Raw genomic sequence first — 22,003 nt, forward strand, 5'->3', positions numbered from 1 at the left:
TTTTGGACTTTTTTTACGATGATCGACCAAAACTCGGTAGAACTGGACATCCAGAAGCGAGACCTGATCGAAGGATTGATGAAGGGTTTTGACGTCATCACGGCCTTCACCAGCGAGTCGCCGCAGCTGACCGCCAGCGAAGTGGCCGAGCGCGTGGGCCTGACCCGCAGCGCTGCGCGCCGCTATCTCCTGACGCTGGTGCATACCGGCATGGCGGCCTCGGACGGCAAGAAATTCTGGCTCATGCCGCGCCTGTTGAACCTGGGCCAGTCCTATCTGGAATCGGCCCGCGTGCCGCGCGCGGTGGTGCCCTTCCTGCAGCGACTGACGCAGCAGCTGCAGGAGTCCACCAACTTCTCGCTGCTCGATGGCGACGAGATCGTCTACGTCACCCGCGTCACGGCCGCGCAGCTGGTCAATGCCGGTTTCGAACCCGGCACGCGCCTGCCGGCCTACACCACCACGGCCGGCCGGGTGCTGCTGGGCATGCGCGAGGATGCCGAGATCACCGCCTATCTCGACCGCGTGACCCTGATCCCGCACACCCACATGGCCATGACCGACAAGGCCGCGCTCTTTGCCGAGATCGTCACCATGCGCAAGCAGGGTTACGGCATTACCGAGAACCAGTTCGAGATGGGCATGCGCGGCATCGCCATCCCGGTGAAGAACCGCAATGGCCGCGTCATCGGCGCCCTGAGCGTGACCTCCAACATCGCCGCCTGCTCGCGCGAGGACGCCATCGCGCGCGGCGTGCCGGCCCTGCAGACCACGGCCAACACGCTGATGATGTGGGTATGAGGACCATGCACAAGAGGAATCCGCGATGAGCGATGTGGAGAAAATCGACGCGCCGGAAGATGGCAGCGAGGCCGGCGAAGGCGGCCTGGCCCGGCGCGACTGGATCGCCGGACTGGAGAAGGGATTGCTGATCCTGGAAGCCTTCGACTACGACAACCAGCGCATGACCTCGGCGCAAGTCGCGGCCCGCACCGGGCTTTCGCGCACGGCCGCGCGGCGCTACCTGCTCACGCTGGAACACCTGGGCTACCTGCACAGCGAAGGCAAGACCTTCGCCCTGACGCCCAGGGTGCTGAAAGTGGGCTGGTCGTATTTCGATTCGGCACCGCTGCCGCGCATCCTGCAACCGCACCTGCAGCAGATCACCGGGCAGACCGGCGAGGCCGTCTATGCCAGCGTGCTCGATGGCTGGGACCTGGTCTTCATCGCGCGCAATGGCACATCACGCGTGATGACCACCGGCTTCGTGCTGGGCGCACGGGTGCCGGCGCAACTGGCTTCACCCGGCATCGTGATGCTGGGTGCGCTGCCCGAGCAGCAGGTGCGCGAGTGGCTGGCCACCTGTGCCATGACGCCCTTCACGCCCCACACCATCACCGATCCGGATCGCCTCTACGAATTGATCGCACAGGCACGCCAGCAGGGTTATGCGCTGGTGGAGCAGCAATTGCAGACCGGTGTGCGTGGCATTGCGGTGCCGCTCAAGAATCGGCATGCCAAGGTGGTGGGCGCGCTCAGTCTGAGCTTCCCGCTGGCAGTGGAATCGCAGGAACAAACACTGGCGCGCGTGCTGCCCGCTTTGCAGCAGGCAGCCAATGCGCTGATCCATCAGGTGTGAGGGACCAGCGCGTGCTGCCGATTACAGGTCGGTGAAGACGGTCTCGGCCGCCAGGCGCGACTTCGGCAGCTTGGCGTTGAAGTCATCGGCACCGCTGTAGCCCAGGCTCACCAGCACGACACTGGTGAAGCCCTTTTCGCGCAGGCCCAGTTCTTCGTCCAGCACCTTGGCATTGAAACCTTCCATCGGCACCGCATCCACTTCCAGTTCGGCCGCGCCCAGCAGCAGCGTGCCCAGGGCCAGGTAGACCTGCTTTTCCATCCAGTGCTGGGCATCCTTCAGTTCATAGCGATGCAGGTTGCTGTAGAGCAGGCGCGAGCCGCGCTGGCCGGCCTTGGCCTCGGCGTTGACGAAACGGCCGTCGGCTTCTTCCTTTTCCAGCAGGGCTTCCAGGTGCGGTTCGCTGATGCCGGTGCGGGCGCACAGCACCAGCACGTGCGAGGCGTTAAGGATCTTGGGCAGGTTGTAGGGATAACCGGCTTCGGCGGCCTTGCCGATGCGGGCCTTGGCGGCATCGCTGGAAGCCACCACGAAATGCCAGGGCTGCGAATTCACCGAAGACGGGGCCAGGCGCAGCAGCTCGCGCAGTTCGGCGATGATGTTCTCGGGAACCTTGCGGCTGGGATCGAAGGCCTTGGTGGAGTGGCGTTTGCGGGCGGCGTGGAGCAGGCTCATGGGGGTTCCTTGCGTTTAATGGTGTTGGCGTTGAGCATTCAATTTTGCTTAATGCTCTGAAATGCGCATCAATGATCGACTGCGGCTTGAATGACATCATCGGGCAGGATGCGGTTTCAAAAAAGCGGAGCGTGGCAGAAACATTTTCAAAAATAAATTGAAAGTAGAATGAGCGCTTTGATTCGTCTTCTTCATCGTTCCCGCTCATGATCCGCCTGGAAGACCTCGCCATCTTCGTCTGTGCCGCCGACAACGGCAGCCTCTCCGCCGCTGCCCGCCAGCACGATGTCACCCCGGCCGTGGCCAGTGCCGCCATGAAGCGCCTCGAAGGCGAACTTGGCGCACGCCTGCTGGCGCGCTCCACCCGCAGCCTGCGCCTGACACCCGATGGCGAACGCTACCTGCAATACGCCCGCAACGTGCTGGCGGAAGTCAATGCCGGACGCGATGCCGTGGCCCATGGCCGGCGCGTGGTCGGCGGCAACCTGTCACTGTCGGTGCCCTCCGATCTCGGGCGCAACCTGATGTGCCAGTGGCTCGATGAATTCCTCGCCCAGCATCCGGCAGTGAGCCTGCAGGTACGCATCAGCGACCGCGTGGCTGACATGTTCCGCCAGCCGGTGGAAGTAGCCATCCGCTACAGCCCGCCGGAAGATTCCAGCCTGGTGGCCCTGCCCCTGGCCCCGGACAACCGCCGCGTGCTGTGCGCCTCGCCCGATTACCTGGCTCGCCACGGCCGCCCGCGCACGCCGGCCGACCTGCGCCAGCACAATTGCCTGCGCTATCTGCTGTCGGACATGCTGCATTCGCAATGGACCTTCTTCAAGGACGGTGCGCCGGTACAAGTGCAGGTCAGCGGCGACCGCGTCTGCGACGATGGCGAACTGGTACACCGCTGGGCCGTGGAGGGCCGGGGCATTGCCTACAAGTCGCGGCTGGACGTGCTGGCCGACCTGCGCAACGGAAAACTGGAAGCGTTGATGGAGGATTACCAGGGCGAGGCCTCGCCGCTGAATCTGGTGTGCACGCACCGGATGAGCCTCTCGCCCACCGTGCGTGCCCTGCGTGAATTGCTCGGTGAGCGCGTTGCGCGTTATCTCACCGATCGCTAGTCAGAAAACATCAAGCCTTGCTGAGCACGCGGCGCAAACCCAGCGACGGCAGCGCCGGCAACACCAGGCCCAGGCACAGCAGGCCCATGCCCAGCAGCAGGTCCGCCGAGAGCGTCTCGCCGAAGATCAGCGAGGACAGCGTCAGGCCCACCACCGGCACCCCAAGCATGCACACCGACACCGTCACCGGCGAGAGGCGCTGGGTCATCTGCAGCACGATCAGGAAGGTCAGCGCAGTAGCCAGCGGACCGGTGTAGGCAATCACGCCCCAGGAGTGCGGATCGGCCAGGAAGGTCGGTGCACCGTCCACCAGCAGCGCCAGCACGCACAGCGGCACGGCGGCCACCAGGGTCTGCCAGGGCAGCAGGTCGAAGTCCAGCTTCACGCCCGGCGTCATCTTGATCTGCAGGATGTTCATGGCCCAGGACAGCGACGCCGCGCCCAGCATCAGGTAGCCGATCATGCTGTGCATGTCCGCATGCAGCAGTGCCGGCAGCACGATCACGGCCATGCCCGCATAGCTGCAGACGGTGGCCAGCGATTGCTGGGTGCTCAGCTTGTGCTTCAACACCAGGGCTGCGCCCGGCACCACCCAGATCGAGGTGGCATAGGCGATCAGCGAAGCGCGGCCCGGCATGACGAAGTGCAGCGCGCCGGTCACCAGCGCCGTGAACAGGCCCATCTGCAGCACGCCCACCCCGGCCACCACCGGCCACTCCTGGCGGGTGGGCAGGCGCAGCTTGCCGAGGGCTGCGGCGATGATGAAACTGAGGATGGCCGCCGACAGGAAACGGCTGGCCGCAAACCACAGCGGCGGGATGAACTGGCTGCCGAACTTCATCACCGGCCAGTTGCCGCCCCAGATGCAGATCGCCACCACCACGCACACCAGGAACAGCCGGCTCATCGGCTGCGGCCGGGAGGAAGCGGGGCTGGCGGATCGGGCGGGTGCGGCAATGGCGGTGGACATCAGGGGCTCCAGAGGGGAAACGGCGCGTTGCAGCAGGCATGCTGCAGCGCATCCAAACGGCTCCCATGGTAGAGAAGAGGCGGCCAATAGTGCTGCCGTGTTTGATGGCAGGAAACGCTCCTGGCAGCACTTCCTGCTGCCAAATCGTGTTTTTGAAAATTATTTATCCGCGATAACGCATTTGGTGCAGCATGCACCACTGCGGGCCGGCGAGCGCCCCATGTAAAAAGGGCGGCCTGCCGTCCCGCAGCAACCGCCCCGCTTTTGGTCGATGTGAAGGAAAAAGCGGCCAGGCGGCCGCCCAGCCTCAGCGCACGGCCAAGCCCCCCTGCCCCTGTCGATCCAGGGTGAAGACGCCGACCAGATTGACCAGCTTGTCGGCCTGCTCCTGCAGCGACTGCGCGGCGGCGGCGGCCTGTTCCACCAGGGCGGCATTCTGCTGGGTGGTTTCATCCATCTGGGTGATGGCTTCACCGACCTGTTCGATGCCGGCGCTCTGCTCGTGGCTGGCGGTGGCGATCTCGCTGACGACCGTGGAGACGCCCTGGATGCTGGCCACCACTTCCTGCATGGTCTGCCCGGCCTGCTGCACCAGGTGGGTACCGGCATCGACCTTGCCGACCGAGTCATCGATCAGCTGCTTGATCTCCTTGGCAGCTGCGGCCGAACGCTGGGCCAGCGAGCGCACTTCGGAAGCGACGACGGCAAAGCCGCGCCCCTGCTCACCGGCGCGCGCCGCTTCCACGGCGGCATTCAGGGCCAGGATATTGGTCTGGAAGGCGATGCCGTCGATGACGCTGATGATGTCCACGATCTTGCGCGAGGAGGCATTGATGGAGGCCATGGTCTGCACCACCTGCCCCACCACTTCGCCGCCCTGGATCGCCACCTTGGCAGCCCCCGAGGCCAGCTCGTTGGCGTGCTGGGCATTGGCGGCGTTCTGCTTGACGGTGGAGGTCAGCTCTTCCATCGCGGAGGCAGTCTCCTCCAGCGAACCGGCCTGCTGCTCGGTGCGGTTGGAGAGGTCCATGTTGCCGTTGGCGATTTCATCGACCGAGGTCTTGATGGAGGTGGTCGCGCCCTGGATGCCCTGCACGGTATCGACCAGGCGGTCACGCGTGTAGGCCACGGCCGCCACCAGGCTGTGCTGGTCGCCGCCGCTGGTGCGGATGGTGCCGGTGAGGTCGCCGCCGGCGATCTTGCGGGCCATCTCGGCGGCTTCGGCGGGCTCGCCGCCGATGGAGCGGAAGATGTTGCGCGAGACCAGTCCGGCGATGATGGACAGCAGCACGCCCAAGGCCACCAGTACCACGACGGCCTGTACCAGGGCGCGGCGGAAGTCGGCCTCGATGTCATCGGAATAGACGCTGCAGATCAGGTCCCAATTCCAAGGCTTGAAACGCTTGACGAAGCCCATCTTGGGACTCGGCTTGTCGCTGCCGGGGCGCGGCCACCAGTATTCGAGGAAACCCTTGCCGGCCGGCGAGGCACCGGCTGCGGCGATCATCTTGTAGAGCTCGTTGCCCTTGGCATCCTTGAAGGAGAGCATGTTGCGGCCATCGAGCTTGGTGTTGATGGGATGCATGACGATGGTGGAGTCCGCACCCACCAGGGTGGCGTAGCCGTCGCCGGTATAGCGCTGGTCGCGCACGCGGGCGATGGCGCCTTGCTGCGCCTCGGCGCGGGAGAGCTTGCCGTCGGCCTCCAGCTTGGCGAAGCCGGCCACGGTGGTATAGGCCATTTCGGTCACGTCCTCCAGGCCGCGCTGGCGTTCGGCGATCTGCAGGTCACGAGTCTGGTAGGCGTGCCAGACGGAGAGGAACAGCAAGGCTATCCAGGAAAACACCAGGGGTAGCCAGAGTTTTTTCTTCAGCGAGAGTCGATTCATCATGGGCGTGGAGGCGTGGTCGTTGTCGGAAATGTCGAACGGAACGTCATTGGCGGGAATGACACGACCACGCGGCCCCAGCTTGCCGCCAGGCAATGCATGGCGATCCTCCCCCCATGCAGATTACGGCTTGCAACACGCGCGCTAAAGGCCAAACTGACAATTAATCGATAAATTATTTATAAATTCCTGTTAGTCAGGAATCTGCACCTTGGGCCGGGCCGGATCCGGCAAGCCGCAGGGGAGGAATTGCCCGCGCCCCGGTGTGCCCAGTGCCTCACCATCGCGCCAGACAATCTCGCCGCGTGAGAGCGTGAGCACCGGCCAGCCCGTCAGCTGCATGCCTTCATAGGGGGTGTAGTCGACGTCGTGATGGAGCATGCTGTTGCTGACCGTGACCTGGCGATGCGGATCCCAGACGGCGATGTCGGCATCGCTGCCGATGGCAATGGTGCCCTTGCGCGGATAAAGGCCATACATCTTGGCCGGGTCGGTGGCGGTCAGGGCCACGAAGCGGTTGAGATCGATGCGGCCCTTGCCCACGCCTTCGGAGAACAGGATGGGCATGCGCGTCTCCAGTCCCGGCGTGCCATTGGGGATGTAGCGGAACGGCACCTCCTTGCCGCCCGGCTTCTTGCCTTGCGGATCTTCATAGCGGAAGGGCGCATGGTCCGAAGAGAACACCGTGAACAGCCCGCTGGCCAGGCCATCCCAGACATATTGCTGGTTGGCCTTGTCGCGCGGCGGCGGGCTGCAGACGCACTTGGCACCGTGGTAGCCGTCATCGAGGTGATCCGCCGTCAGCACCAGGTATTGCGGGCAGGTCTCGGCGTGGATGCGCAGGCCGTGGCCGTGCGCCCAGCGGATCTGTTCGATGGCCTCGCGGCCGGAGACATGCACGATCAGGATGGGCACATCCACCAGCTCCGAGAGCGCAATGGCGCGATGGGTGGCTTCGCGCTCCACCATCATCGGGCGCGAGTGGGCGTGATATTTGGGCGCGGTCAGGCCGGCCTCTTCCAGCTGCTCGGTGAGCCAGCCGATGCAGTCGGCGTTTTCCGCATGCACCATGACCAGCGCGCCTTCCCGCCGCGCCAGCGCCAGCAGGTCGAGGATCTGGCGGTCATTGAGCTTGAGATCGTCATAGGTCATGTAGATCTTGAAGGAGGTATAGCCCTCGCGCACCAGTTGCGGCAGTTCGTTCTTGAGCACCTCTTCGCTGGGGTCGCTGACGATCATGTGGAAGGCATAGTCGATCACCGCCTTGCCCTCGGCGCGGCGATGATAATCCTCCACCGCCGCGCGCAGCGAGCCGCCCTTGGCCTGGGCCGCAAACGGGATCACCGTGGTGGTGCCGCCGCAGGCGGCCGAGATGGTGCCGCTGCGGAAATCGTCGGCCATGCGCAGGCCCTCTTCCATCGGCTGGTCCAGGTGGCAATGCGCATCCACGCCGCCGGGCAGCACCAGCTTGCCGCTGGCATCGATCTCCTCGCGGCCGGGCGGCAGGCCCCGTCCCAGCATGGCGACCTTGCCGTCCTTGATGCCGACGTCGCATTGCATGATGTCGGAGGCCGTTGCAACAGTGCCGTTGCGGATCACCAGGTCAAAGCTGTCCATCCGTATTCCTTTCGAACAAGCGTGGTTCACCCCGCGCCGCCGGCATGCGCCGGGGCGTGAGACTGAAGATGAAAATGGAAGAGGCCGCCGATGCGGCCGGTGCCGGTGCCCGCGCCAGCGTGAGCGTTAGCGCACGTCGCGGAACAGGCTGCCCCAGCCGCGAATGCGCGAGGGATCGGCACCGGCCTGCTGCAGCGATTTCCACACCACGGTGGAGATGGTGTCGTAGATCGGGATGCCGACCTCGCGCTCCAGTTCTTCCACCAGCGGCGCACCGCGCAAGTTGGTGCAGAAGATGGTGATGGCCTGCGGTTTGTCTTTGGCCACCTCATGCACCATGGCGCGCAGCTCTTGCGCCCCCACTTCGGAGAAGGAGAAATTGTCCTGCTTGCGCAGGTGGCGTTCGGAGACGCACTCCAGGCCCGAGGCCGCATAGTTCTTGATGATGGCGGCCTGCACGTCGTCCAGGTAAGGCGTGACCAGCCCGAAGCGTTTCACCCCGGTGAGATCGAAGATTTCGTTCAGGGCCAGCACCGAGGTGCAGGCCGGAATGCCGGTGGCTTCGGTGATGCGGCGGCACAGGCGTTCATCGGCATCGAAACCCAGCCAGCCCGAGGACGTGCCATTCCACGCGATGCTGCCGACCTTGGCATGCGAGAGCAGTTCGGCGGCGCGCAGGATTTCACTATCGTCGAACTGCGCCAGCGCCTGGTTGGACAGCGCGATCTCGGTCACGCGGAAGCGGCCAAAGTGGGCGCTGGCTTCCGGGATATCGGCCAGCATGGCCGTGGTGACGGGCTCCAGCGTGGTGTTGGAGGACGGCGTGAGCATGCCGAGCAGGGTGCGTGGGATCATCTTGTTTCCTTTCAGGCTGCCAGCAGTGCAGCGTCGGCATGGGCCAGCGCCGATTCCTCGCGGATCAGGCTCAGCACGTGGCGTTTGTACTGGTTGAATTCGGGCGTGGTGGTATCGCGCGGACGCGGCAGGTCGATGTCGATCAGCTCGCGCATGCGACCCGGACGATGCGTCATCACCGCCACCTTGGTGGCCAGGATCAGGGCTTCGTCGACGCTGTGGGTGACGAAGACGATGGTGCCCTCGTAGCGCTGCCACAGGGCCACCAGTTCTTCCTGCATCTCCATCTTGGTCTGCGCATCGAGGGCGGCGAAGGGTTCGTCCATCAGGATCACCGAGGGGTTCTGCAACAGCGCGCGGGCAATGCCAACCCGCTGCGCCATGCCGCCCGAGAGTTCGCTCGGATAGTGGTTCTCGAAGCCCTTGAGCTTGACCGTCTCGATGAAGGGCTGGGCCGCCGCGCGCCGCTCGGCCGCACTCTTGCCCTGCAGCTTGAGCGAGAAGGCGACGTTGTCCCACACCGGCAGCCAGGGCATGAGGTTGGCCTGCTGGAACACCATGCCGCGATCCGCGCCGGGGCCGGTGATGGGCTTGCCGGCCACCGTGACCACGCCGGTGGTCGGGAATTCAAAACCGGCGATCATGTTCAGCAGCGTGGACTTGCCGCAACCGGAGGGGCCGAGCAGGCAGAGGAATTCCTTCTTCTCCAGACGCAGGCTCACGTGGTCGATGGCCAGCATGTCGGTGCCGCGCTTGCGGTCCTTGAAGACCTTGACGATATCGTTCAATTCGATGAATGCCATGATGCGATGTCCTTGATGGTTGAATGCGTGCTCAGGCCTTGCCCTGCACGGTGGCCACGTGCTGCCAGCGCAGCATGGAATGCATGATCTGCTTGAGGATCCAGTCGGCCAGGAAACCCAGCAGGCCGATGCTGATCATGGCCGCGATCACCAGGTCATAGCGCAGGAAGTAATACGAATCCCACAGCGCATAGCCGAGCCCGCTCTTGACGGCCACCATCTCGGCGGTGACAGTGAGCATCCAGGCGCTGCCGATGCCGATGCGCAGGCCCGCAAAGATGCTGGGCATGGCGGCCGGCAGGATCACGAAACGCAGCAACTGGCTCTGCTTTGCACCGGCCATGGCGGCTGCGCGCAGCAGATTGCGGTCGGCGGTTTTGACGCCGTGGACGGTATTCATCAGGATCGGGAAGAAGGCCCCCAGGAACACCAGGAAGATGGCCGGCTTGTTGGCGATGCCGAACCAGATGATGGCCAGCGGAATCCACGACACCGGCGGAATCGGCCGCAGCATCTGCACCGTCGGTTCGATGGTGCGCTCGACCCAGCGCCACCAGCCGATGGCCACGCCCAGGGCGATGCCCGAGAGCGCCGCGATGAGGTAGCCGGCGGTCACGCGCAGGCAGCTGGCCATGGCGTCGTAGATCCATTTGCCGCTGCTGTCCTGGGCCGCTTCATTGATGCCGAAGATCCAGTCCATCCAGGTGGCGAACACCCGCGAGGGTGCCGGCAGCAGCGACGCCGGAATCACGCCCGAGCGGGAGAAGGCCTCCCAGAACAGCACCAGCAACAGCGGCACCGCAAAGCGCCACTTGGCTTCCGACAGGGATTGCTTCCATCCGCTCATGATCTTTCCTTGGGGGCTAGTGTCGTCTTGAATCAATAACCGAGTTCGGTCTTGGGCTTGCCGGTCACGCTCATCAGAAAGCTGTAGTCCATGTTCTTCTCGGCCAGCGCAGACACGTCGGTAGAAACGTATTTCAGATCCTTCATCATCCCGGCGATGGCCTTGGTTTGCGTGCGGTACATGCGGTAGTCGGGATAGGCATTGTTGAGGGCTTCGGTGGCGATCTTGGGATCGAGGCCGGTGCCCTTGACGATGCTGTTGATCCAGCCCTGCTTGTCCTTCTGCAGGCCATCCACCAGCCTGACTACGGCGGCCACGGTTTCCTTGACCTCGGCCGGATGCTCCTTGATGACATCCGAACGGGTGACGATCAGGTTGGTCAGACGCCCCGCCGCCTGGTCATACGGATACGCAAAATGCTTGCCAACCCCGGTCATGCGGATCTGCGACGCGAAGGGTTCGACCGAGCAGATCAGTTCCACCTCGCCGCGCGAGAGTGCGGCGGCGTGGTCCGAGGGATTGGGGATGTTGACGAACTGCACGTCCTTGGACGGATCGATGCCGTGGCCGGCCAGTTCGCCCCGCATGTGCAGGTCCTGCGCATTGCCGCGCGAGGCGGCGATGCGGAAGGGCTTGCCTTCGGCCTTGTATTGCGCGATCAGCTTCTTGAGGCCGGCCCAGTCATCCGAGGCCAGCTTGCTGTCCTTGCCGACCAGCATCTCCGAACCGCCGTTGACCTGGCCCGACACGGCCACCAGATCAAAGCCCTTGTCCAGACCGCTGACGTAGGCCAGGTAGGTGACCTGGGCGATGTCCACGCTCTTGGAGACCAGCGCAGTCAGCGCATCGCTGCCGGCGGTGAAGTTGATGCCTTCGATCTCCACGTTCTGCGCCAGCCCCGGCACCATGGCCATGGACATGCAATGCGCACACTTGGCATAGGCCAGCTTGATCTTGGGCTTGGCCTGGGCCATGGCCGAACCGGCGCCCAATGTACTGCAGGCCACGAGGCCGGCCAGGGCAAGCGCCTTGAAGAACAGGCCGGAGGGGGACTTGCGGACTTGCTGTTGCATGGTTTTCTCCCAGGTGGACAATCGGAACGAATTATTTTGTGACAATCCTGTTTTCTATTGCCACCGTTTATGCAAAGCCTGTGCCAGCTTGAAAAACGCCTGTCGCACGGTTTGGGAAATCGTCCCAAATCCCTTTTGCAACGGGCTTTTCCATAGAATTTTCCGACTTCAATTGCCGACGAGAAACGAGAGCGCACGCACCAAAGCAATCCAATCCAGCCAAGCCGGAGCACAAATCCGCCCCGCAAGAGTGCAACATTCATCACCCTATTTTGTGACAATCTATTCCCACAATTTTCCGCTATCATGGCGGGCAAACCCATGTCATCACAGAGACCCATGCGCCCGACTTCCGCCAGCAGCCCCCGCAAGAAAACCAGCAAGCACGAGCATCCGGACACCAGCCCCCTGCCCGGCCAGGCCTTCAGCGTGCGCCCGCTGGCCGGCGACGCCATCTATGAGCGCATCGTCGGGGCCATCATGGAACACCGCCTCACGCCGGGCACCAAGCTGGTCGAGGAGAAGCTGGCCGGCATCTTCAGCGTGAACCGCACGCGGGTGCGCGAGGTGCTGGCGCGGCTGGCGCATGAGGGCCTGATCACGACCATCCCCAATCGCGGCGCCTTCGTGGCCAGCCCGACGCCGGAAGAGGCGCGCAACATCTTTGCCGCGCGCCGCCTGCTGGAACCGGCGCTGCTGCGCCACCTGTGCGAGCACACGCGGCCCGAGCACATCGCGCTGTTGCGTGCCCACGTGGCCGAAGAAGCGCAGGCCCGCGCCAGCAATGACCGGCGCGCCATCATCCGGCTCTCGGGCGAATTCCACATCCGTATCGCCGACATGGTGGACAACCCGGTGATGAGCAAGATGATGCGCGAGCTGGCATCGCTGACCTGTCTCATCATCGTGCTGTACGATTCGCCGACGGTGCCGGCCTGCACCCACGACGACCATGGCGACATCATCGACGCCATCTCCGCCGGCCGCACCGAAGACGCCGTGGCGACCATGCTGGCGCACCTGCATCACATTGAAAGCGTGCTCGACATGTCCGCGCCGCAGGGCGAGGACGAAGATCTGGAAACATTGCTGGGCATGGTGTAAGGCAACACACGGCGCCCATCACCAATGGAGGAGACACCATGCAAGACGCAAGCCAGAACCTGTTGCTGCGCCATGACGTCCAGGGCATCACCACCCTCACCCTGAACCGGCCGGCGCAATTCAATGCGCTCTCCGAAGCGATGCTGGAGGCCTTGCAGGCGCAGCTCGATGCACTGGCGCAGGACCCGCAGGTACGCTGCGTGATCCTGGCCGCCAACGGCCGCGCCTTCTGCGCCGGCCATGACCTGCGCGAGATGCGCGCCACGCCCGAGCAGGCGTATTACCAGCAATTGTTTGATCGTTGCAGCCGCCTGATGCAGTCCTTGCGCGCGCTGCCGGTGCCGGTCATCGCCAAGGTACAGGGACTGGCCACGGCAGCCGGCTGCCAGCTGGTGGCGGCCTGCGACCTGGCAGTGGCCAGCGAGGCTGCGCGCTTTGCGGTCTCGGGCATCAACGTCGGTTTGTTCTGTTCCACCCCGGCGGTGGCCTTGACGCGCAACCTGCCGATCAAGCGCGCCTTCGAGATGCTGGTGACCGGCAAATTCATCGATGCCGACACCGCCGCGCAATGGGGACTCATCAACCAGGCGGTGCGTGCGGATGAACTCGATGCGGCCACCGAAGCGCTGGCGCGCGAGATCTGCAGCAAGCCTGCCATCTCGATTGCGCGCGGCAAGGCCATGGTGTACCGCCAGCAGATGATGGCGCTGCCCGATGCCTATGCGCATGCAGCCGAGGTGATGGCCTGCAACATCATGGATGCGGAGGCGATGGAGGGGATACAGGCGTTTCTGGAGAAGCGGCCGCCGCAGTGGGAATGAGCTGGCGCTTCTTTATGTGAAGTTTACGGGACCGGGTTCAAGTTTTACCAGGATTAAACGCCGGCGATTCTAAGCTTGCGGCTCTTCAACCCACGGAGCCACCAGCATCATGAATCGCCGCACCCAACAACACATCCAGGATCCCGCACAGCAAGACATGGCACCGCTGGGCCAGCGCCGCCTGCGCAATGCGCAACTGGCCGGTCTGGCTACCCTGGCCGCCGCCGGCGCGCTGCTGGCCATCGCCGTGATCGCACCGGCCCAGGCGCAGGAAGCCGCACCGGCCACCCCCGATGCCAACGCCTCTCCGCTGCACCTGGCCGGCAACATCGGCATCGTCAGCCAGTACGTCTTCCGCGGCACCACCCAGACCAACCAGAAACCGGCCCTGCAAGGCGGCTTCGATCTGACCCATGACAATGGCCTGTATGCCGGTGTCTGGATGTCCAACATCAGCTGGATCTCGGATACCAACCCGGCCGCCTCGGCCAGCCTCGAAGCCGATGTCTACGGCGGTTGGAAACCGGCGCTCACCGACTGGCTCACCGGCGACATCGGCGTGCTGCACTACGCCTATCCCGGCAGCTATCCGGCCGGCATGACCAAACCCGATACCACCGAGGTCTACCTCGGCGTGGATGCCAAGTGGATCGCCTTCAAGTATTCGTACAGCACCGGCAATACCTTCGGCAATGCCGATACGCGCGGCAGTACCTATGCCGACCTGTCCGTGACGCATGAACTCTTTGCCGGCATCACCGGACTGGCCCACATCGGCCGCCAGCGCTATACCGGCTCCAATGCTTCCAACCTCTCTTATACCGACTGGAAGCTGGGCCTCACGCGCGACTTCTCCGGCTACGTGCTGGGGCTGGCCTGGACCGGCAGCAATGCGCCCGACGCCGGCTACACCCTGCGTGGCAAGAACATCGGCAGCAACCAGTGGATCGCTTCGGTCAACAAGAGCTTCTGAGCCCTGTCCGTCTTCTGACAAGAGAACATCACAAGGAGGTGCATCATCATGCGTAGCCGTCTGCACTGGAAACGTGGCGAGGATCGCCTCCACCCGCTCTCGCCGCGCCATCTGTTCCTGCGTACCGCCCAGCGCCGGCGCTATCGCTGCGTGCTGGTGGCGCTGCTGATCTTCGTGCTCTGCGCCAGCATCGCGCCGCTCACCCAGGCCGTTGCGCCCTACCGCGCACCGGAAGACTACGGTCCCTCGCCGCAGGCCCTGCAGCACCGCGGCGAGTGCCGACAGCAGATCAGTGCCTTCATGCCCGGCAAGATCGAGAGCGAGGAATTCGTGGCTCGCACCGACCACGAATACTTCCGCTACGTGGTGCGCCATGCCCTGCGGGAAGTACTCTTCATCTGCGATGCACGCACCGGGCAGATCCGCCGCCAGATTGATATCTGGGGGGATCTTTAGGTTCATATCACGCTAGAACCACCGCCCCTCGGGCGTTTCGGTCCTGAATCCACAGCCGGGCTGGACAATCGGGCGGGCTGACGGCAAGATGCGGCATCCTTATCGATGCCCCTACTGACCGACCTGCCCATGCAAGCCGACTACGCCACCATCCTGCAGTGGATCTACCTGTTCAATTCCCTGGCCCTGGCCCAGCTGGCCCTGAAGCAACTGGGCCGACGCCGCAAGGCGCGCGCGCTGGAACAACGCTTCCGCGCCGCCCAGACCGCCGAATGGCGCAACACCGCACCTGAGTTCATGAACGCGCGGCTCGGCACCCCGCATGCCCAGGAGACGCGCGAAGACGGCACCCTGCTCTATCGCTGGCGTGGTGAACGGCACTGGCTGGAAGCGCTCTATCGCGAAGGCCGCTGCGAGAGCGTGGAGGTCTCCGATCATCTGGAAGAAAGCTTCCCGACCGTCAATACCTATTTCAACTGCGCCGTGCTGGCGGCCCTGGTCTGCGCCTGGAAATTCTCGGGACTGGCCGATGCGCCGGAACTGCCGGTGGCCGCTGCGGGCAAGCAATACCTGGCCAACTTCATCGTCTTTCTGGCCGGGGCGTGGCTGCTCTCGTTCGTGCTCAAGCGCCAGCGTCTGCTGCTCAATCTGGGCTGCATCGTGATGGTGGTACTGGCCCTGCCGCTGCTGAACTGGCCCTGAGGCCGGTTCACTTCAGTTTCATTCGGCCACCACATCGGCCACCCGATAGCCCACGCCGATTTCGGTGAGGATGTGCACCGGCTGGGCCGCATCGCGTTCCAGTTTCTGGCGCAGGCGCTGCATGTAGATGCGCAGGTAGTGGCCATCCTCCGCATGCGAAGGACCCCATCCGGCCACGAGCAATTGCCGGTGCGTGATGACGCGCCCGGCATCGCGCAGCAGGGTGGCCAGCAGACGATATTCGATCTGCGTCAGGTGCAGCGCCTCGCCGTTGCGGCTCACGCTGCGGGCCGGCAGGTCCACCACCACATCCCCAAGACGATAGCGGCCGCTGGACTGCCCTGCGCCTGACGCCCGCGCATGGCGGCGCAATTGCGCGCGCATGCGGGCCAGCAGCTCGGGCATGCCGAAGGGCTTGACCAGGTAGTCGTCGGCGCCGGCATCGAGCGCTTCCACCTTCTCGGACTCCTGCGTGCGGGCCGAGAGGATCACGATGGGCACGCTGCTCCAGTTGCGGATCTCGCTGATGACCTGCTTGCCGTCGCCATCGGGCAGACCGAGGTCGAGGATGATGAGGTCAGGCTTGCGGGTCCCCGCTTCGGTGACGCCTTCGCGTGCGCTCTTGGCTTCGTGGACGATGAAGCCCTCCTGTTCGAGCGCACTCCTGACCAGTTTGCGGATGTGCGGATCATCTTCGATGAAGACGATGTTGCCTGCGTGTTCTTGCATGGGGTGTCCTTATTCCTCCGGCAGGGCGGGTTGCGTTTCCACCGGCAGCATGAAGCAGACGGTCGCACCCTGCCCGGCTTCCTGCGGCGCGATCCAGATGCGGCCCTGATGCGCCTCGATGATGGCACGGCAGATCGCCAGGCCCAGGCCGACGCCGGGGGTGGACGATTCATTGTCGCCGCGCGTGAATTTTTCAAAGGCGTGCTGCGTCATGGCCGGCGGAAAGCCGCGCCCGTGATCGCTCACGCAGACCTTGACCTGGGGCTGGCCATCGCTGTCTTCCACGTGCGCACTGATGGCGATGGGGCTGCCGGCAGGCGAATACTTGATGGCATTTTCCACCAGGTTGGCCAGCACCCGTTCCAGCAATACCGCGTCCACGCGCAAGAGCGGCAGGTCCGGCGCGATGCGCGTTTCCACCTGGCGCCCTTCCAATGCTTTGGAGAGCAGGCGCAGGGCCGAGCCGGTCAATTCTTCCAGCGCATTCCATTGGCGATTCAAGGTCACCACGCCTGCCTGCAGGCGCGCCATGTCCAGCAGGTTGTTCATCAGCCCGACCATCTTCTGCGACTGTTCGCTGATGGTGCGCGCCATGGCGCGGGCATCCTCATCCAGGCGCTCGTTGGCAGCCAGCACGTCGGCGCTGCCCACCAGCGAGGTCAGCGGCGTGCGCAGGTCATGCGAGATGGCCGAGAGCAGCGAATTGCGCAGGCGTTCCGATTCCATGGTCACCAGCGCATCCTGGGCCACCTCGGCATAGTGCAGGCGCTCGATGGCCATGGCGATCTGCGAGCAGAAAATTTCCAGCATCTGGCGATTCTCGGGCAGGGCCAGTTGCGCGGCAGCCAGCTGGCGCTCCTCTTCACTGGCGCCTTCGATGGCAAAGGCCAGCACGCCACGCGTGCGCATGGTGGCCGTCAGCGGCAGGTACAGCGCCGCTGCGGAGGGCAAGGTGGCCGTGCCCTTGCCGGCGGCCTGGCCGTTGTCGTAGACCCATTGCGCCACGCCCGCGTCCACGCTTTTGAGGACGTGCGGACCGCCGCTGTCCTGCTCGGGCTCGGCCAGGCGCAGCTGGTCGGCGCTGTCGGGCAGGAAGAAGGCGATGCGCGCCCCGAACACGGCGGCCAGATGACGGCGGCCGATTTCCAGGATCTGGTCCAGCGTCAGCAGCGCCGACAATTCCTTGCCCAGCATGTAGAGATTGGCGGCGCGTCCTTCGCGCTGCATGGCCACGCTGGCCTGGCGGCGCAGGCGCGCGGTGAGCGAGCTGATGAACAGCGACACCGCCAGCATCACCGCCAGCGTCAGCAGGTACTGCGCGTCCGACACCGTGATGGAAAAACGCGGATCGACGAAGAAGAAATCGAAGGACAGCACCGACAGCACCGATACCAGCGCCGAAGCCGCGCGGCCATAGCGCATCGCCACCAGCATCACACCCACGAGGTAGAGCATGATGACGTTGGCCGGATGCAGCTTGCCATCGAGCACGAAGGCCAGCGTCGTGGTGGCCATGCAACTGGCCACGGCCCACAGCGTGCCACGCGTGCGGCGGCGGCGCGTGAGCAGGGCTTCGGCGGCGCTGGCCGCACTGTCGGTGCGGGCCTGTTCCTGCTGCACGCGGGTGCGGCTGCGGGCGATGGTGTAGAGGTCGATCTCGCCGCCGCTGCGGGCGATGCGCTGGGCCAGGGTGCCGCGCGGCCAGCGCAGCAGCTGGCGCAGGCCACCCTCTTCCTGGCCGATCACCAGCTTGCCGGCATTGCGGCTGCGGGCGAATTGCAGCAACGCGGCGGACAATTCCTCCCCGCTGATGCTGGCCGTTTCCGCGCCCAGGGATTGCGCCAGTTTCAGATAAGAGACCACGCGTTCGCGCGCCTCCATCGCCTGGCGCTGGCCCGGCAGATCCACGTGGACTGCCAGCCATTCGGCCTGCAGCTTGGCGGCCAGGCGGGCCGCTTCGCGGATCAGGCGTTCCTCGCCGGCCCCGCTGCCGACCGCCACCACGATGCGCTCGCGCGCCTGCCACAGCTGGGCGATGGAGCGGTCGGCGCGGTACTGGCGCATGTCGGCGTCGACCCGGTCCGCGGTACGGCGCAAGGCAATCTCGCGCAGCGCGATCAGGTTGCCCTTGCGGAAAAAATGGCGTCCGGCCTTCTCGGCCTGCTGCGGCAGGTAGACCTTGCCCTGCTGCAGGCGGGCCAGCAATTCATCGGGCGGAATATCCACCAGCATGACATCGTCGGCTTCATCGAAGACATGATCGGGCACCGTCTCGAAGACGCGGATACCGGTGATCTGGCCGACCACGTCGTTGAGACTTTCGATGTGTTGCACGTTGAGGGTGGTGTAGACATCGATGCCGGCACGCAGCAGTTCGTCGATGTCCTGCCAGCGCTTGGCATGGCGCGAGCCGGGCACGTTGGAGTGCGCCAGTTCGTCGACCAGGATCACGCCGGGCTTGCGCTCCAGTGCGGCATCCAGGTCGAACTCGGGCAGCTGGCGATCACGGTAGGGCACCATGCGCATGGGCAGGCGCGCGAGGCCGGCAAGCTGGGCCTCTGTCTCGGCGCGGCCATGGGTCTCGACCACGCCGGCGATCACATCCGTGCCTTGTGCAGCCAGCGTCTGGGCGGCTTCCAGCATGGCGAAGGTCTTGCCGACACCGGCCGAGAAGCCGAAGAAGATCTTCAGGCGGCCGCGCGCCTGGCGCTCTTCGTCGCGCATCACGCGTTCCAGCAGGTCATCGGGATCGGGGCGGGTGTTCATATCGGGCGTTCAGGGTTGCTGCATTGTAGTGGCAAAAAGCCGGTGGCACGCGGGTTGCGTGCCACCGGCCATCCTGCAGACAGCGAAGGGCTTACTTGGCCGCTTCCGTCTTGGGCATGGGTGCGGCCGCATCCAGCGCCAGGTTCAGCTTGAGCACATTGACGCGTGGCTCACCGAACAGGCCCCACTGCGGTGCCTCGCTGTTGACGCGCACCAGCGCACGCACCTGCTCCACCGTGATGCCACGCGCACGGGCGACGCGACCGGCCTGGTACTCGGCCGCGGCCGGGCTGATGTGCGGATCCAGGCCGCTGGCCGAGGCCGTCAGCAAATCAATGGGAATCGCACCCTTGTTGTCCGGATCGGCTTCCTGCAAGGCCTTGGCGCGGTCTTCAGCGGCCTGCTTCAGGGCCGGGTTGGTCGGGCCCAGGTTGCTGCCGCCGGAGGCCATGCCATTGTTGGGGAAGGTACCAGCGGCCGAGGGGCGGCCCCAGAAATAAGCCGGACTGGTGAAGTTCTGGCCGATCAGCTCCGAGCCGACCACCTGGCCCTGGCGTTCGATCAGGCTGCCATTGGCCTGCTGCGGGAAGAACGCTTGCGCCAGACCGGTCACCAGCAGCGGATACAGGCCGCCCAGCAACACGCCCAACAGGATGAAAAGCGTGATGGCCGGACGCAGCGGATGGGGAGTCGAGGTTTTCATGTGACTTTCCTTGAGAGTCGTAATCGGGTTCAGACCAGACCGAAGGCGGTCAGCAGCAGGTCGATCAGCTTGATGCCCACGAACGGCACCAGCAGGCCACCCACGCCATAGATCAGCAGGTTGCGGCGCAGGAGCACGGCCGCACCCAGCGCGCGATAGCGCACGCCGCGCAGGGCCAGCGGGATCAGTCCCACGATCACCAGCGCATTGAAGATCACCGCCGACATGATGGCCGAATCGGGACTGGTCAGGCGCATCACGTTGAGCGCGCCCAGCTGCGGATAGTTGGCCACGAACATGGCCGGGATGATGGCGAAGTACTTGGCCACGTCATTGGCGATGCTGAAGGTGGTGAGACTGCCGCGCGTCATCAGCATCTGCTTGCCGATCTCGACGATCTCGATCAGCTTGGTCGGATTGGAATCGAGGTCGACCATGTTGCCGGCCTCCTTGGCCGCCTGGGTGCCGCTGTTCATGGCCACGGCCACGTCGGCCTGGGCCAGCGCCGGGGCGTCGTTGGTGCCGTCGCCGGTCATGGCCACCAGCTTGCCTTCGGCCTGGTGCTGGCGAATCAGGGCCAGCTTCTGTTCCGGCGTGGCTTCGGCGAGGAAGTCATCGACCCCGGCTTCAGCGGCGATGGCCGCGGCGGTCAGGCGGTTGTCGCCGGTGATCATGATGGTCTTGATGCCCATGCGGCGCAGTTCGCCGAAGCGTTCCTTGATGCCGCCCTTGACGATGTCTTTCAGCTCCACCGTACCGAGGATGCGGATCGGTGCGCCCTGGTTGATGACGGCCGCCTCGTTGTTCCATTCGATCACCACCAGCGGTGTGCCGCCACGGCGGGCGATGGCTTCCACATCGCTTTCCACCTGGGCCGGCAGGCACTGGTCGGCCGAGCGCACCAGCTTGCGGATGGCGTCGGCAGCGCCCTTGCGGATGCGGCGGTTGCCGATGTCGATGCCGGACACGCGGGTCTGGGCCGAGAAGGGAATGAATTCCGCGCCCAGGTTGGCCATCTCGCGTTCGCGCAGGTTGAATCGATTCTTGGCCAGTACCACGATGCTGCGGCCTTCCGGCGTTTCATCGGCCAGCGAGGCCAGTTGGGCGACATCGGCCAGTTCGCGCTCGGCCACGCCCGGTGCCGGCATGAAGGCGGCGGCCTGGCGATTGCCGAGGGTGATGGTGCCGGTCTTGTCCAGCAGCAGCACGTCGACGTCACCGGCGGCTTCCACCGCACGGCCGGAGGTGGCGATCACGTTGGCCTGCATCATGCGGCTCATGCCGGCCACGCCGATGGCCGAGAGCAGGCCGCCGATGGTGGTCGGGATCAGGCACACCAGCAGGGCGATCAGCGCCGTGACCGTGACTGGCGAGCCAGCACCGGCGGCGGTCACCGAGAAGATCGAGAACGGCAGCAGGGTCACCGTCACCAGCAGGAACACCAGCGTCAGTGCCACCAGCAGCAGGGTCAGCGCCAGTTCGTTGGGAGTCTTCTGGCGACGTGCGCCTTCGACCATGGCGATCATGCGATCCAGGAAAGCTTCACCCGGATTGACCGAGACGCGCACCACGATCCAGTCCGACAGCACGCGCGTGCCGCCGGTGACGGCCGAAAAGTCGCCGCCGGATTCGCGGATCACCGGGGCCGATTCGCCGGTGATGGCACTCTCGTCGACAGTGGCCACGCCTTCGATGACGTCGCCATCGGCGGGTACCGTATCGCCCGCTTCGATGAGCACCAGGTCACCCTTGCGCAGGCTGCCGCCTTCGACCACTTCGCACTGGGCGGCGGCAGCGGCGACGCCACCGCGTGTCTGGTCGCTGCTGCGCAGCTTCTTGGCCATCACGCTCTTCTTGACGCCACGCAGGGCGGCGGCTTGCGCCTTGCTGCGGCCTTCGGCCAGGGCCTCGGCGAAGTTGGCGAAAAGCACCGTGAACCACAGCCAGGCAGCGACGGCGAAGATGAAGCCAGCCGGGGCCTCACCCTTGCCGGTGATGGCCTGGATGAACAGCAGCGTGGTCAGGATGCTGCCGAGGTAGACCACGAACATCACCGGATTGCGCCATTGCACGCGCGGCGACAGCTTGCGGAAGGAATCGGCCAGGGCCGGCTTGACGATCTTGGGATCGAACATCCAGCGCGCAGTCTGCGCGGCGGAAGGAATGGCATCGGCCGGCACGGCTTGGGTGCTGCTGGCCGGAGTATTGCTGGAAGGGGTAGTCATAAGGGTATCCGTTGCGGGTTGCTCCACCGGGCGCAGTGCCCGGCG

General features: G+C 64.9%; 20 protein-coding genes. 8 read left to right on the top strand and 12 right to left on the bottom strand.

Features of this window, described 5'->3' with window-relative positions; genetic code table 11:
• Positions 1-18: 18 nt before the first annotated feature.
• Together J2X56_RS11180 and J2X56_RS11185 are read left to right on the top strand one after the other, a co-directional pair.
• Positions 19-801 carry an IclR family transcriptional regulator C-terminal domain-containing protein gene (locus J2X56_RS11180; RefSeq protein ID WP_039787035.1) on the top strand — a complete coding sequence of 261 codons (783 nt, stop codon included), beginning with the start codon at positions 19-21 and terminating at the stop codon, positions 799-801.
• 25 nt (positions 802-826) lie between these two features.
• A complete protein-coding gene (locus J2X56_RS11185) occupies positions 827-1,639 on the top strand; it encodes an IclR family transcriptional regulator C-terminal domain-containing protein (protein ID WP_051156421.1) in 813 nt (270 codons plus the stop codon).
• A gap of 21 nt (positions 1,640-1,660) precedes the next feature.
• Here the strand turns inward: J2X56_RS11185 and J2X56_RS11190 are convergent, their stop codons facing one another.
• Positions 1,661-2,314: an oxygen-insensitive NAD(P)H-dependent nitroreductase NfsB gene (locus tag J2X56_RS11190; RefSeq protein ID WP_039787033.1), complete on the bottom strand. Its 654-nt coding sequence runs from the start codon at positions 2,312-2,314 to the stop codon at positions 1,661-1,663.
• Between the two features lie 206 nt (positions 2,315-2,520).
• On the opposite strand from J2X56_RS11190, the gene J2X56_RS11195 reads away from it, so the two are divergent.
• Entirely contained in the window at positions 2,521-3,426 is a 906-nt protein-coding gene (locus J2X56_RS11195) for a LysR family transcriptional regulator (RefSeq protein WP_134136618.1), read from the top strand.
• 10 nt (positions 3,427-3,436) lie between these two features.
• Here J2X56_RS11195 and J2X56_RS11200 read toward each other — a convergent pair whose 3' ends face one another.
• The 7 genes from J2X56_RS11200 to J2X56_RS11230 form a co-directional block, all read right to left on the bottom strand.
• On the bottom strand, positions 3,437-4,396 hold the full coding sequence (locus tag J2X56_RS11200; RefSeq protein ID WP_121043695.1) for a DMT family transporter: 960 nt from the start codon (positions 4,394-4,396) through the stop codon (positions 3,437-3,439).
• 307 nt (positions 4,397-4,703) lie between these two features.
• Entirely contained in the window at positions 4,704-6,284 is a 1,581-nt protein-coding gene (locus tag J2X56_RS11205) for a methyl-accepting chemotaxis protein (protein ID WP_134224171.1), read from the bottom strand.
• A gap of 192 nt (positions 6,285-6,476) precedes the next feature.
• Complete coding sequence (gene hydA, locus J2X56_RS11210) at positions 6,477-7,901, bottom strand: dihydropyrimidinase (protein WP_310160281.1); 1,425 nt, start codon at positions 7,899-7,901, stop codon at positions 6,477-6,479.
• A gap of 126 nt (positions 7,902-8,027) precedes the next feature.
• Positions 8,028-8,756 carry an aspartate/glutamate racemase family protein gene (locus tag J2X56_RS11215; RefSeq protein ID WP_039787027.1) on the bottom strand — a complete coding sequence of 243 codons (729 nt, stop codon included), beginning with the start codon at positions 8,754-8,756 and terminating at the stop codon, positions 8,028-8,030.
• 11 nt (positions 8,757-8,767) lie between these two features.
• On the bottom strand, positions 8,768-9,559 hold the full coding sequence (locus J2X56_RS11220; RefSeq protein ID WP_310160284.1) for an ABC transporter ATP-binding protein: 792 nt from the start codon (positions 9,557-9,559) through the stop codon (positions 8,768-8,770).
• A gap of 31 nt (positions 9,560-9,590) precedes the next feature.
• Positions 9,591-10,406, bottom strand: coding sequence for an ABC transporter permease (locus J2X56_RS11225; RefSeq protein ID WP_034330553.1), 816 nt, complete (start codon positions 10,404-10,406; stop codon positions 9,591-9,593).
• 32 nt (positions 10,407-10,438) lie between these two features.
• Complete coding sequence (locus tag J2X56_RS11230) at positions 10,439-11,479, bottom strand: ABC transporter substrate-binding protein (RefSeq protein WP_051057365.1); 1,041 nt, start codon at positions 11,477-11,479, stop codon at positions 10,439-10,441.
• Between the two features lie 339 nt (positions 11,480-11,818).
• Here J2X56_RS11230 and J2X56_RS11235 point away from each other — a divergent pair, with 339 nt between their 5' ends.
• The 5 genes from J2X56_RS11235 to J2X56_RS11255 all read left to right on the top strand — a co-directional run bounded on the left by J2X56_RS11235 (position 11,819) and on the right by J2X56_RS11255 (position 15,535).
• Positions 11,819-12,583, top strand: a complete 765-nt coding sequence (locus J2X56_RS11235; protein ID WP_310160288.1) for a GntR family transcriptional regulator — start codon at positions 11,819-11,821, stop codon at positions 12,581-12,583.
• A 38-nt stretch (positions 12,584-12,621) separates the two neighbouring features.
• Positions 12,622-13,404 carry an enoyl-CoA hydratase gene (locus J2X56_RS11240; protein ID WP_310160290.1) on the top strand — a complete coding sequence of 261 codons (783 nt, stop codon included), beginning with the start codon at positions 12,622-12,624 and terminating at the stop codon, positions 13,402-13,404.
• A gap of 109 nt (positions 13,405-13,513) precedes the next feature.
• Entirely contained in the window at positions 13,514-14,377 is an 864-nt protein-coding gene (locus tag J2X56_RS11245; RefSeq protein ID WP_134136612.1) for a TorF family putative porin, read from the top strand.
• Positions 14,378-14,425: 48 nt separating this feature from the next.
• Positions 14,426-14,833 carry a hypothetical protein gene (locus J2X56_RS11250; protein WP_310160296.1) on the top strand — a complete coding sequence of 136 codons (408 nt, stop codon included), beginning with the start codon at positions 14,426-14,428 and terminating at the stop codon, positions 14,831-14,833.
• Positions 14,834-14,938: 105 nt separating this feature from the next.
• Positions 14,939-15,535, top strand: coding sequence for a hypothetical protein (locus J2X56_RS11255; protein ID WP_227022735.1), 597 nt, complete (start codon positions 14,939-14,941; stop codon positions 15,533-15,535).
• A gap of 18 nt (positions 15,536-15,553) precedes the next feature.
• Here the strand turns inward: J2X56_RS11255 and J2X56_RS11260 are convergent, their stop codons facing one another.
• The 4 genes from J2X56_RS11260 to kdpB all read right to left on the bottom strand — a co-directional run bounded on the left by J2X56_RS11260 (position 15,554) and on the right by kdpB (position 21,958).
• On the bottom strand, positions 15,554-16,264 hold the full coding sequence (locus J2X56_RS11260; protein ID WP_039787013.1) for a response regulator: 711 nt from the start codon (positions 16,262-16,264) through the stop codon (positions 15,554-15,556).
• A gap of 9 nt (positions 16,265-16,273) precedes the next feature.
• Complete coding sequence (locus J2X56_RS11265) at positions 16,274-19,030, bottom strand: sensor histidine kinase KdpD (protein WP_310160301.1); 2,757 nt, start codon at positions 19,028-19,030, stop codon at positions 16,274-16,276.
• Between the two features lie 91 nt (positions 19,031-19,121).
• Positions 19,122-19,733, bottom strand: a complete 612-nt coding sequence (kdpC, locus tag J2X56_RS11270; protein WP_121043713.1) for a potassium-transporting ATPase subunit KdpC — start codon at positions 19,731-19,733, stop codon at positions 19,122-19,124.
• 29 nt (positions 19,734-19,762) lie between these two features.
• The gene (kdpB, locus tag J2X56_RS11275; protein WP_310160305.1) at positions 19,763-21,958 is read right to left on the bottom strand and encodes a potassium-transporting ATPase subunit KdpB; all 2,196 of its coding nucleotides are present in this window, start codon (positions 21,956-21,958) and stop codon (positions 19,763-19,765) included.
• Between the last annotated feature and the right edge of the window lie 45 nt (positions 21,959-22,003).

It is taken from the genome of Herbaspirillum sp. 1173, from assembly GCF_031455335.1.
Taxonomy (GTDB): Bacteria; Pseudomonadota; Gammaproteobacteria; order Burkholderiales; family Burkholderiaceae_D; genus Herbaspirillum; species Herbaspirillum huttiense.

Excerpts from the sequence above, each read along its gene's own strand:
- J2X56_RS11200 (WP_121043695.1), bottom strand. The coding sequence starts at position 4,396 with ATGTCCACCGCCATTGCCGCACCCGCCCGATCCGCCAGCCCCGCTTCC.
- J2X56_RS11220 (WP_310160284.1), bottom strand. The coding sequence starts at position 9,559 with ATGGCATTCATCGAATTGAACGATATCGTCAAGGTCTTCAAGGACCGC.
- kdpC (WP_121043713.1), bottom strand. The coding sequence starts at position 19,733 with ATGAAAACCTCGACTCCCCATCCGCTGCGTCCGGCCATCACGCTTTTC.
- J2X56_RS11205 (WP_134224171.1), bottom strand. The coding sequence starts at position 6,284 with ATGAATCGACTCTCGCTGAAGAAAAAACTCTGGCTACCCCTGGTGTTT.
- J2X56_RS11240 (WP_310160290.1), top strand. The coding sequence starts at position 12,622 with ATGCAAGACGCAAGCCAGAACCTGTTGCTGCGCCATGACGTCCAGGGC.
- J2X56_RS11230 (WP_051057365.1), bottom strand. The coding sequence starts at position 11,479 with ATGCAACAGCAAGTCCGCAAGTCCCCCTCCGGCCTGTTCTTCAAGGCG.
- J2X56_RS11190 (WP_039787033.1), bottom strand. The coding sequence starts at position 2,314 with ATGAGCCTGCTCCACGCCGCCCGCAAACGCCACTCCACCAAGGCCTTC.
- J2X56_RS11245 (WP_134136612.1), top strand. The coding sequence starts at position 13,514 with ATGAATCGCCGCACCCAACAACACATCCAGGATCCCGCACAGCAAGAC.
- hydA (WP_310160281.1), bottom strand. The coding sequence starts at position 7,901 with ATGGACAGCTTTGACCTGGTGATCCGCAACGGCACTGTTGCAACGGCC.
- J2X56_RS11235 (WP_310160288.1), top strand. The coding sequence starts at position 11,819 with ATGCGCCCGACTTCCGCCAGCAGCCCCCGCAAGAAAACCAGCAAGCAC.
- J2X56_RS11250 (WP_310160296.1), top strand. The coding sequence starts at position 14,426 with ATGCGTAGCCGTCTGCACTGGAAACGTGGCGAGGATCGCCTCCACCCG.
- J2X56_RS11180 (WP_039787035.1), top strand. The coding sequence starts at position 19 with ATGATCGACCAAAACTCGGTAGAACTGGACATCCAGAAGCGAGACCTG.
- J2X56_RS11195 (WP_134136618.1), top strand. The coding sequence starts at position 2,521 with ATGATCCGCCTGGAAGACCTCGCCATCTTCGTCTGTGCCGCCGACAAC.
- J2X56_RS11225 (WP_034330553.1), bottom strand. The coding sequence starts at position 10,406 with ATGAGCGGATGGAAGCAATCCCTGTCGGAAGCCAAGTGGCGCTTTGCG.
- J2X56_RS11215 (WP_039787027.1), bottom strand. The coding sequence starts at position 8,756 with ATGATCCCACGCACCCTGCTCGGCATGCTCACGCCGTCCTCCAACACC.
- kdpB (WP_310160305.1), bottom strand. The coding sequence starts at position 21,958 with ATGACTACCCCTTCCAGCAATACTCCGGCCAGCAGCACCCAAGCCGTG.
- J2X56_RS11265 (WP_310160301.1), bottom strand. The coding sequence starts at position 19,030 with ATGAACACCCGCCCCGATCCCGATGACCTGCTGGAACGCGTGATGCGC.
- J2X56_RS11185 (WP_051156421.1), top strand. The coding sequence starts at position 827 with ATGAGCGATGTGGAGAAAATCGACGCGCCGGAAGATGGCAGCGAGGCC.
- J2X56_RS11255 (WP_227022735.1), top strand. The coding sequence starts at position 14,939 with ATGCCCCTACTGACCGACCTGCCCATGCAAGCCGACTACGCCACCATC.
- J2X56_RS11260 (WP_039787013.1), bottom strand. The coding sequence starts at position 16,264 with ATGCAAGAACACGCAGGCAACATCGTCTTCATCGAAGATGATCCGCAC.